This is a genomic window from Streptomyces sp. Ag109_G2-15, from assembly GCF_900215565.1.
GTDB classification, from domain to species: Bacteria; Actinomycetota; Actinomycetes; order Streptomycetales; family Streptomycetaceae; genus Streptomyces; species Streptomyces diastatochromogenes.
The window spans coordinates 7,998,531-8,012,532 of record NZ_OCNI01000001.1; the positions used below are offsets into that span (position 1 = coordinate 7,998,531).

15 protein-coding genes and 3 pseudogenes are annotated in these 14,002 nt (G+C 68.1%); 7 read left to right on the plus strand and 11 right to left on the minus strand.

The features are described from left to right. The first annotated feature begins 4 nt into the window (after window positions 1-4). Both CRP49_RS36080 and CRP49_RS36085 read left to right on the plus strand, forming a co-directional pair. Complete coding sequence (locus CRP49_RS36080) at window positions 5-316, plus strand: hypothetical protein (protein ID WP_097257090.1); 312 nt, start codon at window positions 5-7, stop codon at window positions 314-316. A 49-nt stretch (window positions 317-365) separates the two neighbouring features. Beyond that, window positions 366-971 (plus strand): hypothetical protein, encoded by a 606-nt coding sequence (locus tag CRP49_RS36085; protein WP_097257091.1) that lies wholly within the window; start codon window positions 366-368, stop codon window positions 969-971. 127 nt (window positions 972-1,098) lie between these two features. Here CRP49_RS36085 and CRP49_RS36090 read toward each other — a convergent pair whose 3' ends face one another. After that, window positions 1,099-2,139, minus strand: coding sequence for an FG-GAP and VCBS repeat-containing protein (locus CRP49_RS36090; RefSeq protein ID WP_257033632.1), 1,041 nt, complete (start codon window positions 2,137-2,139; stop codon window positions 1,099-1,101). A gap of 574 nt (window positions 2,140-2,713) precedes the next feature. Between CRP49_RS36090 and CRP49_RS36095 the strand changes: the two genes are divergently transcribed. Continuing rightward, window positions 2,714-3,016, plus strand: a complete 303-nt coding sequence (locus CRP49_RS36095; RefSeq protein WP_097257093.1) for a hypothetical protein — start codon at window positions 2,714-2,716, stop codon at window positions 3,014-3,016. Window positions 3,017-3,327: 311 nt separating this feature from the next. On the opposite strand, the gene CRP49_RS36100 is transcribed toward CRP49_RS36095, so the two are convergent. Together CRP49_RS36100 and CRP49_RS36105 are read right to left on the minus strand one after the other, a co-directional pair. Then, entirely contained in the window at window positions 3,328-4,425 is a 1,098-nt protein-coding gene (locus tag CRP49_RS36100; RefSeq protein ID WP_179851939.1) for a MerR family transcriptional regulator, read from the minus strand. A gap of 245 nt (window positions 4,426-4,670) precedes the next feature. Next, window positions 4,671-5,687, minus strand: coding sequence for a TIGR01777 family oxidoreductase (locus tag CRP49_RS36105; protein ID WP_097257095.1), 1,017 nt, complete (start codon window positions 5,685-5,687; stop codon window positions 4,671-4,673). Window positions 5,688-6,051: 364 nt separating this feature from the next. On the opposite strand from CRP49_RS36105, the gene CRP49_RS36115 reads away from it, so the two are divergent. Both CRP49_RS36115 and CRP49_RS48390 read left to right on the plus strand, forming a co-directional pair. Next, a complete protein-coding gene (locus CRP49_RS36115; RefSeq protein WP_097257732.1) occupies window positions 6,052-6,624 on the plus strand; it encodes a GNAT family N-acetyltransferase in 573 nt (190 codons plus the stop codon). A gap of 103 nt (window positions 6,625-6,727) precedes the next feature. Further along, window positions 6,728-6,835 (plus strand): annotated as a pseudogene (locus tag CRP49_RS48390) (IS5/IS1182 family transposase); the annotation flags it as partial. 20 nt (window positions 6,836-6,855) lie between these two features. On the opposite strand, the gene CRP49_RS49300 reads toward CRP49_RS48390, so the two are convergent. From CRP49_RS49300 to CRP49_RS36125, 3 genes and pseudogenes are all read right to left on the minus strand, one after another. Further along, entirely contained in the window at window positions 6,856-6,948 is a 93-nt protein-coding gene (locus tag CRP49_RS49300; RefSeq protein ID WP_373560413.1) for a DUF6192 family protein, read from the minus strand. 28 nt (window positions 6,949-6,976) lie between these two features. Then, window positions 6,977-7,074 (minus strand): annotated as a pseudogene (locus CRP49_RS47130). A 321-nt stretch (window positions 7,075-7,395) separates the two neighbouring features. Continuing rightward, window positions 7,396-8,322, minus strand: coding sequence for a squalene/phytoene synthase family protein (locus tag CRP49_RS36125; RefSeq protein ID WP_179851860.1), 927 nt, complete (start codon window positions 8,320-8,322; stop codon window positions 7,396-7,398). Window positions 8,323-9,040: 718 nt separating this feature from the next. Here CRP49_RS36125 and CRP49_RS36130 point away from each other — a divergent pair. Continuing rightward, the gene (locus tag CRP49_RS36130) at window positions 9,041-9,409 is read left to right on the plus strand and encodes a nuclear transport factor 2 family protein (protein ID WP_097257097.1); all 369 of its coding nucleotides are present in this window, start codon (window positions 9,041-9,043) and stop codon (window positions 9,407-9,409) included. Here the strand turns inward: CRP49_RS36130 and CRP49_RS49305 are convergent. From CRP49_RS49305 to CRP49_RS47140, 4 genes and pseudogenes are all read right to left on the minus strand, one after another. Beyond that, window positions 9,366-9,689: a DUF5701 family protein gene (locus CRP49_RS49305; RefSeq protein WP_220378252.1), complete on the minus strand. Its 324-nt coding sequence runs from the start codon at window positions 9,687-9,689 to the stop codon at window positions 9,366-9,368. The two genes, CRP49_RS36130 and CRP49_RS49305, sit on opposite strands and share 44 nt — an antisense overlap. A gap of 28 nt (window positions 9,690-9,717) precedes the next feature. Then, window positions 9,718-10,044: pseudogene (locus CRP49_RS36135) on the minus strand (transposase); the annotation flags it as partial. A 674-nt stretch (window positions 10,045-10,718) separates the two neighbouring features. Next, window positions 10,719-11,381 carry a pentapeptide repeat-containing protein gene (locus CRP49_RS47135; RefSeq protein WP_179851861.1) on the minus strand — a complete coding sequence of 221 codons (663 nt, stop codon included), beginning with the start codon at window positions 11,379-11,381 and terminating at the stop codon, window positions 10,719-10,721. Next, a complete protein-coding gene (locus CRP49_RS47140) occupies window positions 11,378-11,722 on the minus strand; it encodes a hypothetical protein (RefSeq protein ID WP_179851862.1) in 345 nt (114 codons plus the stop codon). Before CRP49_RS47140 ends, CRP49_RS47135 begins: the two co-directional genes overlap by 4 nt. Window positions 11,723-12,151: 429 nt before the next feature. Between CRP49_RS47140 and CRP49_RS48400 the strand changes: the two genes are divergently transcribed. Continuing rightward, window positions 12,152-12,622: a hypothetical protein gene (locus CRP49_RS48400; RefSeq protein WP_257033633.1), complete on the plus strand. Its 471-nt coding sequence runs from the start codon at window positions 12,152-12,154 to the stop codon at window positions 12,620-12,622. Window positions 12,623-12,841: 219 nt separating this feature from the next. Here CRP49_RS48400 and CRP49_RS36150 read toward each other — a convergent pair whose 3' ends face one another. After that, window positions 12,842-13,411 carry an HNH endonuclease family protein gene (locus CRP49_RS36150; RefSeq protein WP_179851940.1) on the minus strand — a complete coding sequence of 190 codons (570 nt, stop codon included), beginning with the start codon at window positions 13,409-13,411 and terminating at the stop codon, window positions 12,842-12,844. Window positions 13,412-14,002 lie beyond the last annotated feature (591 nt).

A 14,002-nucleotide genomic window follows, 5' to 3' on the forward strand; every position in this document is an offset into this window, starting at 1 on the left:
GTTCGTGGAATATTGGAAGGTTGACTGGCTGCACGACTTCCAGAATGAGCCGACAAGATTCTACAGTGAAATCGGCCATGACGGATACGAGGTCCGCAAGATTCAGCATTATCGAGACGGGCGAAGGCTGAAGGCTGATGAATTTCACGAGTCTGCAGAAATCGGCTTGAGTGAGATTCCAGTAGGCGCCATCGAGGATGTGGCGAGCCAGCCGGATTTTGCCGCTTGCCTGATCAACCGCGAGGAGTTTGAGCAGGCGTGGCAGAGCGCTTCCTGGTCGACGGGAGTCTCGGGCTCTCCCAGTAAGGAGACCTAGAGGGTGTCTCTTTGACGAGGCCTGCCCGCGACGTTTGACGCACCCTGCTGTGGACCTCGACGAACACCAGACGACCTATCTGCTCTACGCACCCGCCAAGAACCCCGGCGGCTGGAATCTCGACCTGGCCGCCTTCGGTGCCGCTCTCGAAGCGACGTTTCCCGAGGTCCGCTACGAGACCAGGCAGGGCGGGCAACTGCGTTTGTCTTTCTGGGCCGTGAGCGAGGACGGCATCGAGTTCACCGGCTTTGCCAGCAACGAGGGCCGGGACACCGTCGTCCTCACGGACAACACCGCCGATGAAGCGGCCGTCTTCATTGCCTGGCTCCGCGACTCGTTCCTTCCCTCGCCGGACCTGGTCCGCTTCAGCTCGGAGCCCGCCCAGACGGAGATCCGCGAACTCCTCGCCTACGCCCGCGAGTTTCATGGCGACCGCCGCTACAAGCGCGAACCGCTTGCCGAGGCCAGCGGCAGGTCCGTCTCAGGCATCCGCACCGCCTACAAGGACGGTGAGGCCGACGCTGTCACCCTGCAGGTCGGCAGGGAGCCGGCCGGGCGCCGCATGCGGCCACCGGCACGGCACGGGCATGACCGCCGGAACACGCCCGCCTCGGTACCGGAATCCGGTACCGAGGCGGGCGTGTTCCGGCGGTGAGTTTGGCGACGCGGTCGCTGTCGCAGGTGCTGCGGGCAGTGGTGCTGTTCCAACGACCGTGAGGCTCTGCTCGGCCGTCGTCCAGTCCGCGTAAGGGTGTTGCCGTCGCCCCGGTGGTGATCAGGGTTCAGCCGAGGAGGGTTTCTCCGATGCCGGAGCCGGGTGCGACGTCGTAGTCCTTGGGGCCGTAGACGCTGACGTTGCTGGTGCTCGGTCCGCTGCTGGTGCCGCGCACCTGCCAGAGGGCGCCGCTGCCCTCGTTGTGGTGGACGTTCTCCCCCGGGGCGGAGACGGCGAGGTCTGCCTTGCCGTCGCGGTTGAAGTCGGCGAGGCGGACCTGGGAGCCGAAGACGTCGTTGTTCTCGGCGCTGCCGGGGATACCGGGGGTGTCCTGTGAGTAGCGTTGAGCTCCGGTGGTGGTCAGCCCGCGGGCACTTGCGCGCAGCACCAGTACGTCACCGGCCCTGAAGGCCCGGCCGAAGGACTCGTAGGGGACACCGATGGCGAGTTCGGCGCGGTGGTCGCCGGTGATGTCGGCGATGGACAGGGCCGCGCCGAAGTTGTCGTCGCTCTCGTTGGAACCGGGGACGCCGGCGGTGTTCTGGTGGTAGACGTGCCCTGAGGGGGCGAGGCCGCCGCTGATGTCGGGGTCGCCGTAGCGGACGGTGACGTAGCCGGCGCCGTGGCTGGGGTCGGCCTGTCCGTTGGGGTGGAGGCGGGGGTCGTACAGGGCGATGGCGAGGTCGTCGCGGCCGTCGCCGTTGAGGTCTCCGGCCGCCACGCGGTCTCCGCCGGCGAGCCGGGCCTGGACGGTGAAGGAGTCGGCGTCGGTGGTGCCGGGGTTCTGGCCGTAGACGAGGGTGGCTTTGCTCTGGACGACGGCCAGTTCGTCTTTGCCGTCGCCGGTGAAGTCGCCGGCTGCGAGGTTCCAGCTGCCGGTGAGATCGGGGTCGGTCACGTCGATCCCGGCTGGGGCTTTGGTGCGGGTGAACGTGCCGGAGTACAGCCGCAGTGATGTCTGGCCGCTGACGGCGATGTCCGGGGCGGAGTCGCCGGTGAAGTCACCCACGGCGATGTCGGCACCGAACAGGCGGGAGGGATATGAGGGTCCCGACGGCAGGGCCAGGCCGCTGCGGAACGGGGAGGTGCCGCCCCACAGCACGGTCACCGAGCCGTTTCCCGACGTGCCGGCGGTGCTGTCTGCTTCGCTGCCGACCAGCAGGTCGGCGTACCCGTCGCCGCTGGCGAGGCTGCTGCCGAAGAAGTCCTGATACCCGGCCGTGCCGGGGATGTTGGTGGAGTTCTGGGTGATGTAGACGTGCTTGCCGGTCAGGCCGTGGGCGGAACCGAAGGTGAGGAGAACAGCACCGGCGCCTTCCTTCTGGTCGCCACCCGCATCTGATGCTCCGCTTCAAGAACGCCGTGCCGAACTACGGCTGCGCTTTTGGCTTGTCATCGAGGTCGCGCTGGGTTTTCCCGCTGCAGTGCTCGCCGGCATCTCCGGAGCTGCCGGGCTGACGTCGCCGGATTTTCGTGTCCCTGTGGCATTGCTGGCTCTCGTCTCCGCCGGACTCTCAGCAGGGGTGGGCTTCCTGCGCAGCGACGTAGGACGCGACAGCAACCGACGCAGCAGACTGGCAGGGGCTGAGGTCGAAGCGGGAGCTCGGGCGAACCGGTGACCCGCCGGATCGCAGCGGACGAATTCGAGTCCATGACCGAGGCCGACAAAGGCGCGGTACGACATGGGCACGAACGACCGGGGAGAGCCGACTGTGGAGTTCTTGTCGGCGTCCGGCGCCGCAGTCCTGCAGCCGGACGAAACAGTCACTGCCGAGGCATGCAGGCAAGCGAGCGGCGGCGGCATCACCACTTTCGAACTGGACGACAACAGCGGGTTGTCGAATCGAGCTGCGGGAGTCAGGAAGGGCGCCACCTTCTGCATCCGCACAGATAAGGACGCCGTGGTGGCAGCCAAGATCAAGGAGATCACGTTCCCCTCCGCCAATGGGATCATGAAGCTTGATGTCACCGTATGGAGCAGCTGAAACGGCGGATCGAGCACAGCGTCCGCCTTCGGGCACGTGCACCTGTGGCTGGGCTGGGCCTGGGACCAGCTGTCTCGCTCTACTCGCCGGTCCGCACGTCCGTGACGGCCATCAGTCCTGCCCTCCCGATGAGCGCCGGGGCGTCATGCCGATCGCATAGGCACCGTCCTCGGACAGGCTCTCGTAGGGCCGGTCGGCCTTCTCCACGATCCCGGCGAGCACCCCGGGCTTGGCGTAGTAGCGCAGTCGGTCAGCCCGGCCTCCAAGCGGGCTGTCCAGGAGCCGCCATGACGCTGAACCTGCGATGCGGGTCAGGTTATGAGCAGGCGGAGGCCGAGATCTGCCGCGTCGAGGTCGGCGAGGTCGCTGTTGCGTTTGGCCCACCGGCCGGAGTCGAGGTCGTCGCTGAGGCTTCGCACCGCGCGCTGCTCGGCCTCCGGCCCGACCCTCGTCCACACCGACATCGCACGGCGCACGTGATCTTCCAGATACGCCCCGGGTCGGCGCCAGTACGCCTCGAACAGGCCGTCAGCGCAGTCCCACGGGATGGGCACCGGCTCAGCGCGGGCGCCGATCGCGTCGGCCATCCCGGCAAGGGAGGGAAATTCTGCGAGGACGGCGGCGAACTCGGGCAGGTAGTCGCGGGTGAGCCAGAACCGGTCCTGCCATCCGGGTTCGTCGGTGTCGAACGTGAGCACCACCACGCGGCGGGCCGCGCGCCGCATCTCGCGCAGCCCCGCTATCGGGTCCTCCCAGTGGTGAATGGTGGAGATGGCCATCGCGACGTCGAAGGACTGGTCCTCGAACGGCAGGCTCTCCGCGGCGGCGGCCACGCACGGCGCCGAGCCGGCAGGCCGCTGCCCTCGCATGACCGCCGATGGCTCCACCGCGGTCACGTCGCGATCAGCAGGCTCGTAGGAGCCGGTGCCGGCCCCGACGTTCAGCACCGTCTGCGCGTCGCCGAGCGCGTCCCAGATCTGCGCGGCGATCCGCGGCTCGGTACGCCGTGTCGCGGTGTAAGCGCCGCCGATCGCGTCGTACAACCGTGCACCGAGCACCTCCAGTTGCTCCTCCGGAGTCACTATCAGTCCCTTCGCCCGTGCCGCAAGTTCCCTGTCGATGGCCGCCACCATGGCGTCAGCGCGATCACGCCGCTCCAGCAGCAGGCCGCGCAGGCGGCGCAGGTGTGCGACCGCGTCGGTGGACGGGTCGCCGACCAGTTCCGCAACCTCCCGCAGCCCGAAGCCCAACCGCCGATAGGCCAGCACCTCCCGCAGCCGCTCCACGTCGTCCGCCGAATAGGCCCGGTACCCGGCCGCGGTCCGCGCCGACGGCCGAACGAGCCCGATCTCGTCATAGTGATGCAGCGTGCGGACGCTCACGCCGGCCAGCTCGGCCACGCGTCCCACGGTCCAGTGATCCTCCACGGCACCGACTATGCAGCCTGACGCCACGTGAGGGTCAAGAGCCCCCTGCTCACGGCAGCAAGAGCCGATCCGAGGCGACTCCTGCAAGCCAGAGCGATGGTCTGGTTCAGAGAAGCCTGGAACCGGAGGGAGTAGCTCCGCAGTGCCCAAGTGACATGAAAAGTCACTGCCATTGATCGCGATGCCCGCCCCGGAATGACTCCCGAAGTCGCTTCGAAATGACTCCCTCACAAAGGCTCTGGTCCGCTTCTTGTGGTGGTCTGCGCAGCGTGGCTCGATTCACGGGCCCGCCTCGAGGTCGCGCGAACCAGCCTGGCCCGCTGTACGAGGGACGTAGCGGCCCTCTCCCACTCGGGATGCGCGAAAGTGAACCCGGCTGCGCGCAGCCGGCCCGGCACCACCCGACGGCTCTTGAGCAGCAGTTCCGTGTCCGAGCGCAGCGCGAACGCCCCCAGCTCGGCCATCCAGCGCGTCGCCGGCAGCCCCACCGGGACGCCCCAGGCCGTGCGCAGCGCCCGCATGAAGTCGCGGTGCGGAAGGGGGCCGGGCGAGGCGAGGTTCACCGCCCCCTCGAGGTCGTCCCGGGCGATGAGGAACTCCACCGCTCGCACGAAGTCCTCGTCATGGATCCAGGAGACGTACTGCGCGCCGCCGGCCACCGGACCGCCCAGCCCGAGTCGCGCCAGCCGCGACAGTACGTCGAACACACCGCCCCGATCCGGGCTCATGACCATCGCCGAGCGCAGCGCCACCTTGCGGGTCGCGGGAGTCGGCGCCTGGGCCTGCGTGCGCTCCCAGTTCTGCGCGATCTCGACGCTGTACGCCCAGTAGTCCGGCACCCCGGCCTCCGAGCCGCCGATCACTCCGGTCGCCTCGTCGTGTGCCGCGTCGAAGCGGTGGGCGTAGACCGTGGCCGTACTCATCTGCAGCCAGACGCGCGGTGGCCGCGCGGCGGCGGCGATCGCCTCGCCGAGCACCCGCGCCGAATCCACCCGGGAGTCCATCATGGCTTGCAGGTTCTCGGCGGTGTAACGGCAGGAGACGCTGCGCCCGGCCAGGTTGATCACGACGTCGCAGCCGTCGATCGCCGCGGCCCAGCGGCCGAGCGTGGCCCCGTCCCATCCGATGTCATGCGCCCGTACAGGACGTCGGGTCACTACCGTGACCTCGTGGCCGGCCGCCGTCAGCGCACGGTCGAGAATCGTGCCCACCTGTCCGGTTCCCCCGGGCAGCACTACCTTCATCGAACCCCCTCGGCTTCGCTCGACATCAGCGTAGCCCTTCTTTTTGAACGCGTTCAACTCGGGAGTCCGGTGCACGTCAGGGCGAGGGGGCCGACACAGGCGGGCGGATGGGCGTTCACTTCTTAGAGGTCGTTAGGTCCGCTTCTGGCAGCGGCCTCGGCCGGGTTGAGTGAGGAAGCCTTGGCGGGTGAGGCGTCCGAGGCGGCTGCGGGTGACGTTCATGGCGGGGTCGTCGGTGGGCATGCCGAGGAGTTCGTGCAGTTCGCGGACCCGGAACGACTGGTCGGGGTGCTGGTTGAAGGGACCGGACCGGGATCGAATATTCGGTGTTCGGCCCGCCCCATGAGGACGCAACATGGTGCGCATGACTTTGGCCACTCCCGTACTGCACACTGCTCGCCTGCGACTGCGACCCTTCAACGACGTCGACGCGGACGCTCTCTTCGCGCTGCACAGCAGCACCTACGTGCTGCGCTACTGGGACTCCCCACCGTGGAACGAACAGGGGCGCGCCGAGCGCTTCATCACGGCTTGCCGGAAGATGGCGGACGAAGGCACCGGGGCGCGGGTGGTCATCGACCGTGCTTCTGACGGGGCCTTCGTCGGCTGGTGCGGTCTGACGGGATGGAACCCGGACTACCGCAGTGCATCGTTGGGCTACTGTCTCGACGATGCGATGTGGGGTCACGGCTACGCGACGGAGGCTGCGCACGCCTTGCTGCAGTGGGCATTCGACACACTGGACCTGAATCGAGTTCAGGCTGAGACCGATACGCGCAACGTGGCGTCTGCCCGGGTCCTGGAGAAGATCGGATTCGTGCGTGAAGGGACGTTGCGGGAGGACTGCGTCGTGAACGGCGAGGTGTCCGACTCGTGGGTGTTCGGGTTGATCAGGCGAGAGTGGCGGCCGTCGGCCGTGCCGATTCCAGCCCGCTAATGGGTCGTCATGCCTCTTCTCTCTCGGTTGGTGATCGCTCGCTCGGAGCACTGATCGCCGGGGTGGGCTCGCCGATAGCCATGGACATGCTGGGATGCGGGGCATGGAGCGAGCGGCGTATCCGAGCGACTTGTCCGACCAGCAGTGGGCGTTGATCGAGCCCATGATCACGGCCTGGAAGCACGAGCGGGTGAAGCGGACGGCGACCGGCGGGCAGACCCGCCCCCACGGCTACCGGCCCCGCAGCAGCCGGGCGAGCTGTTCGTCCAGGACGACCTGCCCGGTCGCGGCCGCGGTCTCGATCCAGCCGGCGGTCGCGCGAATTTTCTGAGGGACGTATCCGGAAACGTTCTGGCGGAGAGGGCAGGATTCGAACCTGCGTGGGCCTTGTGAGGCCCGACCGTGAGACATGCTCGCTGGTCCCCGATCAACCACTCCGGGCACCTCTCCCTGCTCCCGGCCCCGGGGTACCCCGCGCCGGTCACGTGAACAACCTTGACAGGGGCCTCTGACACCCGCCTGACGTGCCTCTGCCCGGCGAGCCAGGACGCCTGCAACGAAGACGCCTCCCGCACAAGAGGACGCCGACTTGCGCGAACTCAGGAATTACCGGCCGGTCACTGCCGGAGAAGAAGCGGAGAGGCGTGATCCGCGTTCTCCGCACCATTGTGGGGATGGACTGACAAGACCCTCCCCACCCCAGCGTCCCACTACACGATCGGTGCCGTCAGGGTCAGCTGGTGCACGGGACCATGCACCCTTTCCGCACCTTCAGCGCTGATACTTCCTGAACGCCCGGTACTCCTTCCAGAGGATCTTCAAAGTCGTCGAAGCGGCCGGGCTCGCCCCGCTCTTGAGAACAGAGCCGCCGGCGGCCTTGACCGCCTGAAGGCGCACTTCCTGGACGGCTATCAGAGCACGCAGGAACGAGCGATACTGCGGCTCCACGAGTGCCGGCAGCCCTCGTGCCTGCGAGAACACTTGCTCAGCAAGAGCCGCTTGGGCGTTCACCACCCTCTCCATCGCAGGCAGGCACGCCTCGGGCCGTTCACGAAGATCCTCAACGTCCAGACCATGACGCAGCAGCTCGTCCCGGGGAATGCCGATGTGCCCTTGACGCAGGTCCTCGGGCAAGTCGGCCAGGAAGTCGGTGCGCTGCATCGCCTCGATGAGCCGACGGCAGCCCCTCTCGAACGCCTCGTACGGTTCAGCCCCCGGGAGCGGGCCGATGAGGCAGGCGGTGAGCATCAGGGCCGGCATCGAGTAGCAGTCCACATACGTCTGCAACTCGGCCTCGCTCTCGAAACCGCGCCAGGCGGCCTCGACGGGAGCTCCGTCCAGGAAATCGCGCACACGCCCGGCCATCTGCGGATGGCGCCGCACTGTGTCATCCAGGGCCCGCAGTGTGCCCTGCTCGGTTTCCGCGCCGTCCAGGACCGCCCCGACCTCACCGTTCCAGGAGCGAAGAGCCTCGTGCCGAGCACTGAGGTCTCCAAGGTCGATTCGGCGGTCCGTTTCATGCATGAAGGCAACTGCGGCCAGGACATACGGGCGAAGTTCGGCCGGAAGCAGCAGGCGAGCCGCAAGGTACTCCTCACGGCGATACCTCCGTACGAGCTTGCGCTGGACGTCGTAGTCCCGCCGCATGCCCTCATCGCTGACGCCGGCCCGGGTCAGGGCGGTGGACCATCGGGACACAGAACGATCTCCTCGTGTGGTGACTGGTTTCCGACTCACGCGGCCGTCAGCCAGTGGTCAGGCGGACGAGCCCTGCGCATCGGACTCGGGACCACCGCGTTGCCCCGCTGACCGCGGCTGTTCCCCGGAAGTCCAGCATGCCCCCGCTATCGGGCCGCCGGTGAGTCCAGGCAGGTCGCCGTCCCAGGGCGCCATGGAGGTGACCTGCCGTGAGGTGATCCACTTGAACCAGTACCTCACGCCGTGGAGGTGCGAGCAGGAGCCCTGCGAGTACCGCGAGTACAACAGGGAGACATCCTCGCACTTCGCCGTCTCGTACTTGCCCTTCGGCCTTTGACGGTGCCTCCAGCCACACACCCCGGTGGTCTGGTGGGCCGTGCTGGTGGACGGCAGCGTCGCCGCCGAAGCAGCCGATGCACCGAAGAAGACGCCGGCCAGGCCAACAGCGACGGCCGGCACAGCAAGACGTGCGCGCAACGGAATCCCCCTGATGTGGAGCAAGTGCAGCCGGAGTTTATAGCCGTTCGAGCCAACAGCGATGGCAAATCGATCGAGGGTTGTTTCGGTGGGACGGGGGCTATTACCTGGGGGGTAATCGCGTGGCCGGGCGGGGGGCCGCAAGGTGGAGTCATCGGGTTCCGGGCCGGCGCACTCCGGTCCGGGGCCCGGGCCGACTGACTTCATTACTGTGCCACTTCGCCTAAAGGGGAGTTTCGCCATGTCGATCTACGCTGCCGCCGTCGTCCGTTACTTCGAGGCGTGGAACGCCACCGACGCCGACGCGCTCGCCAAGGCGGTTGCCGCGGCCTGGACCGAGGACGGCACCTACACCGACCCGCTGGCCGACGTGCGCGGCCACGAGGAGGTCGCCGCGGTGATCCGGGCCGCGCAGGAGCAGTTCCCCGGCTTTGAGTTCAGGCTGGCCGGTGAGGTGGACGGCAACCATCACATCGCCCGCTTCGGCTGGGAGCTGGTGTCCACCGCCGACGGCTCGGCGCCGGTCGCCGGCTCGGACGTGGTCACCCTCGCCGAGGACGGGCGGATCACCTCCGTCCTCGGCTTCCTCGACCGGCTCCCCGAGGCATGAACCTCCGCCCGGCAGACGATCGATACGGCTGCTCGACGCTCGGACGCCAGGTGGCCGACCGGTCGCTGCGGTCGAGGCCGCTGAGGAGGTAGAGCGGGGCGCCCGGCGAGGCGACCGTATCGAACGGAGCGAAGAGGCTGACGTCATACGCATCACCAGCATCGAGGCCCGGCTTGCCGTCGCGACGCCGACGACGCCGAGGGTGTCGGGTCGGTCGGCGGCGGCGCGAGGGGAGACCGAGGCGGGACGCTGTCAGAGGTACAACGTACCGTCCGAGCATGGCCTTCTTACCGACACCGAGCCAATGCGGTGGCAACCACGCTGATGAGGGCCTGCTCGGCCCGTCGGCGGCGCTCAAGGAGCCAGTGAGGGAAGTAACTGCCGCTGCGGAGCTTGGGGATGGCCAGTTCGACGGTGCCGGCCCGGGTGTTCCACTCGCGTGGGCGATAGCCGTTGCGGTGGTTGACTGTCTCATCGCTGACCTGCCCGTATTCGGCGTTGCAGAGCGCGTCGGCCTCGGCGGACATGAGTGCGTCGGCGATCGTCTTGACCATCGCGCGCAGCAGATCGGGACTCGCCGCGGCGAGGGCGTCTTCCGCGAGGGTGTGCAGGGGCACACTGTCAGGTGCGGTCATCGTGCTGATCTCCTTCGAGCCTTCGACATCTCGAAGATCAGCCGGTGGCCGTTCTTGTATCCGGACACTCACTCCGACGCCAGGGCAAACGCCCGGATCAGGTGGGAACCGGTACACCACTTCTCAGGACGCAACCCTCCCAGCGCATCCCCATGGGTAGATACGGCGGTCGCGAAATCTCGAACCACTCGCCGCCCACATGGGTGGCCGCATGGCACCAGGAACAGGACCAGATCTCCTCTTCCCAGGCCGTCGGTGGCACGGCCACCGCCACATCGACCGCCCGCACACATCACACTCCACAGGCGGATCCTCACACGCCAGCACGGGCCACCCCAAGCGGCTGGCATCGCGCCAGTTACCAAACATCCTTGCCAGGACAAAACGCTCTTTGAGGGCCGGAGACGCTCGGCTGTGGGTCCCTGCCCGACAGCGAGCACCTGGAGCTGCTCCTCCCGAGCCGTCTCGCTGGCCGCCCGCGAAGCCCTGGAGGTCTGGCGGCGCAGCTTGCGAAGCACGATCTGCCCACCCTCGCAGCCCGGAACACAGCCCTGTTCGGCATGGCCGGTGAACTTCCGCCGATCATCATGTGTGACCTGTTCGGAATCCACAGGAACACCGCCACGCAGTGGGGGCTTTGGCCCAGGACAGCTGGGCCGGCTACCTCGCGGCTCTCACCGGGGCAGGTCGTGGGACGACTGCGGCCGCAGCGGTGGCGCGTCGTCCGGGGCCGTGACGACGCCAGCGGCTGCGGCGTCAAATCCTGCTGGCCAGATCGTTGTGGCGTCACACACTGCGCCTGTCAGGCTGGCCATAGCCAGGTCGGTACCCGTCAGGTCAGCGCCGCGCAGATCGGCCAGTTCGAACCGCGCGCCTATGACCACCGCACCCGTCAGATCGGCCCCGGTCAGGTCCGTCGCGCTCAGGTCCGACCCATCGAGCCGGGCATGCCACAAGACCGCAGTCCGCAGGTCGGCCTGGTGCAGGTTGGCGTTGATGAGCACGGCGCCGGCCAGCCAGATGCCGGTCAGATCCGCACGTCCTAGATCCGCACTAGTCAGGCCTGCGTCGGAGAGGTCGCAGTAGTGCAGGTCGGCGTCGGCCAGGTCGGCGAAGGCCAGCCGCGCCCGCCGAAGGTCGATCCGGTCCAGTGGCAGTACCTGATGGCGCGGCGTCAGCGCCCGGCGGCCAAGCACCGTCATCGCGGCCTGCCGGTCAGGGGACCGCACGGACAGCGGCTCTTCCCCGCCGTGGGTACGTGCCAGTTCGCCTTTGTGCGCCTCGTCACGGGGGGCCGGCCGCTCGCTGAGGGGAACTGCCAGTCCGTTGCGCTTCACGAAGGAGCACAGGACCTCCGCGATCGGCCCGCGGTCGTCCGGCGAGTCATGGGCGATGCGTTCGAGGGCGTAGATCGCGCCAATCCGTACTTCCGGGCTGGTGCTGCCAGTTGCTCCACGGCTGCCGTGAAGCGCTGGGTGATCTGCCCTTGGCGGCTGACGTCCAGCTGCCGCCAGGTGAAGTACGCACCGATCAGCAGGGCTACGCCCGCCAGGCCCTGCAGCAGCGTGGTGCGGATGTCGTTGACCGCCTTCGCCCGGTCTGCGACGGGTGTCGAGGGAGCGTCCCAGCTCAGCAGGTAGCGCGGTGCTACCACGGTGACGAAGGCGACCAGCACCACGCTGCCGCAAACTACGGCGAGGCCCGTCGCCCATGACCGGCCGACGCGGCGCGGCCCGGGGGGTATCTCCTCGCGTATGGGGTGTCCGGGCAGGACCCTCTGTCCTCTGGACGACCTGGCCATCCCCACCACTTCCTGCCAACGCTCGCCGCAATGGCAGAAGGATGCGTCTCGGCAGCCGTCTTCAAACGCCCGTACACGACCTCGCCTAGAAGGCGGCGGGTTCAGACACAGGCAATCAGGGCTGCGAAAGACTCCGGGAGATGGCCGGGCAGGCTGAGCCTGGTGCGCGGTCGACCTGCCACCCGTCAGGGTAGACGTACAGGGCTGGCCTGCCGGCGGCACTGTCGATGCCCGTGGGTGAGCCAATTGATCGCAGACCATTCAGGACACACCACGAGAGACCAGGTCGGGCAAGGGCGTGGGCTCGTGCCCGTGCACTACCACCAGTTCCACATCAGCGACGAGGACGGCTCCGCCGGCCCTGACCTGCCCGGCGGGCACAACGGTCTCGTCCACGTCCAAGACGGCATTGCGACGGTCCTCACCGGCATCCACACCGGCGACGTCGACGTCACCGTCACCTTCCACACCCATGCACCCCAGCCGGAGCACATCGGGTGGGACGAGATCGTCGAACTGTCCCTGCACGCGGTATCGGCAGAACTCATGGTGCGAGGTCTGATGGCTGATCTCGACGAAGAGTTGCCCGTGCTGTCTTTCAACGGCCCCGGCGACTACCGGCTGCGCATCCACGCCCGCGGCCGGGACACCGCCATCGACCTTGCTCCGGACGAGATCACCGAGTGGTACCTCATCCAGCTATGGCTCGCACCGGCACAGGACGTGGTGGTGCTCCGCCAGACCGACCGCTACGGAGCTTCCGTCCGGGAGCGCTGACCAACGCAAGACGACAGGCGAGCACGGTCATGCGGGCAGCCGAGGGTCCGCGGCTTATCCGGCGGTTTCGGGCTGGACCTCGTCCGTGGGTGCCGCTGTCGGCTCCGGCGCATTGGCGGCGGTGTAGAGGACAGAGCTGCCCCAGCCAGCACCTGAGTGGAATGACGAAGGCCCGCGCTTTGAGGCGGTGGCGCGGGCCTTCTGGGGTCATGTTCTGCGTCAGTGGGCGAGGGTGACGGTGATGGGCTGGTCGGGGCAGCGGGCGAGGCCTTCGGCGAGGGCGGTCTGTTCTTTAGGGTCGATGGTGAGCTGGTAGCGGGTTTTGTCGGCGACCCAGTTGGTGAGGTAGGTGCACCAGTAGCCGGCGTACGGGGGCAGCCAGGTGGAGGGGTCCTGGTCGGCCTTGGAGCGGTTGGACTTGGCGGAGACCGCGATCAGGGCGCGCTTGTCGTCGAGGTCGTTGGCGTAGAGCTCGCGTTGCTTGGGCGTCCAGGCGGAGGCGCCGGAGTCCCAGGCTTCGGCGAGGGGGACCAGGTGGTCGACGTCGAGCTTCTTGGCGCTGTCGAAGTGCTGGTCGTCGTAGGGCGAGTACCAGGAGCCGCCGGTGAGGGTGCAGCCCGGTCCGATAGTCGGCTCTGTGACGGCTTCCTCGAGGAGGACTTCGGCGCGGGTGTTGCAGCCGTCCTTGTCGGCGTCGGTCCAGTGCTTGAACTTGTCGCGGGAGTAGCCGGTGCGGTTCTCGTCCTGGACGATGAGCGCGGCCAGGGCGTCGCGGACGGGCAGGGTGATCGTGTCGCCCGGGCGTGCCGCTGCAGCGAAGCGGGGGCGGCGGCAGGCGGGGCGATGGCGGCGTGGGCGGTGGCCGGCGCGAGCAGGGCGGTGAGCGCGGAGAAGGTGGCGGCCGTGGTCAACGCGATGCGGGGGAGGCGCACGAGGTCTTCCTCTCGAAGATCACGAACTTGTTGTGATCTTCGTAGCGGACGGCCTGGCGGGCTGCCGGGTTATCCGGAGTCGTCTCACCCGCGGGGGTGGTAAGTCACACAGGCTGCGGGACTGCGTGGGCCTTGGCCATGTCCGCGGTACGCCGGCATTGTCCCTGGGCGGGCGGTCTTCGCCTGATGGTGAGGGAACGCGGTCGGCGAGTGCGGGAACGAGGCGGCGCCCGAAGCCGACTTGGTCTGCTGCCGGCAGGACCGGGGAGTCGGCCCGGCCAGGGCCCTTACGAGGCGTCCGAGGGGCGGTCGGCGCGCAGCATGCGACCCCCCTGGTAATGGCACTGCCGTGGGGTTCGGAGCCGGGTGTGCGATGACGTGCGACGCGGCCAGTATGGCGGTCCCGAGCATCAGCCGGGCGTCGTCTTCGTCGTCCAGTGGTGAAGTG

What these genes read in the sequence shown, in the direction of transcription:
- CRP49_RS36095 (WP_097257093.1), top strand. Translation starts at nt 2,714, where the DNA reads ATGGGCACGAACGACCGGGGAGAGCCGACTGTGGAGTTCTTGTCGGCG.
- CRP49_RS36130 (WP_097257097.1), top strand. Translation starts at nt 9,041, where the DNA reads ATGTCGATCTACGCTGCCGCCGTCGTCCGTTACTTCGAGGCGTGGAAC.
- CRP49_RS36105 (WP_097257095.1), bottom strand. Translation starts at nt 5,687, where the DNA reads ATGAAGGTAGTGCTGCCCGGGGGAACCGGACAGGTGGGCACGATTCTC.
- CRP49_RS36115 (WP_097257732.1), top strand. Translation starts at nt 6,052, where the DNA reads ATGACTTTGGCCACTCCCGTACTGCACACTGCTCGCCTGCGACTGCGA.
- CRP49_RS49305 (WP_220378252.1), bottom strand. Translation starts at nt 9,689, where the DNA reads ATGCTCGGACGGTACGTTGTACCTCTGACAGCGTCCCGCCTCGGTCTC.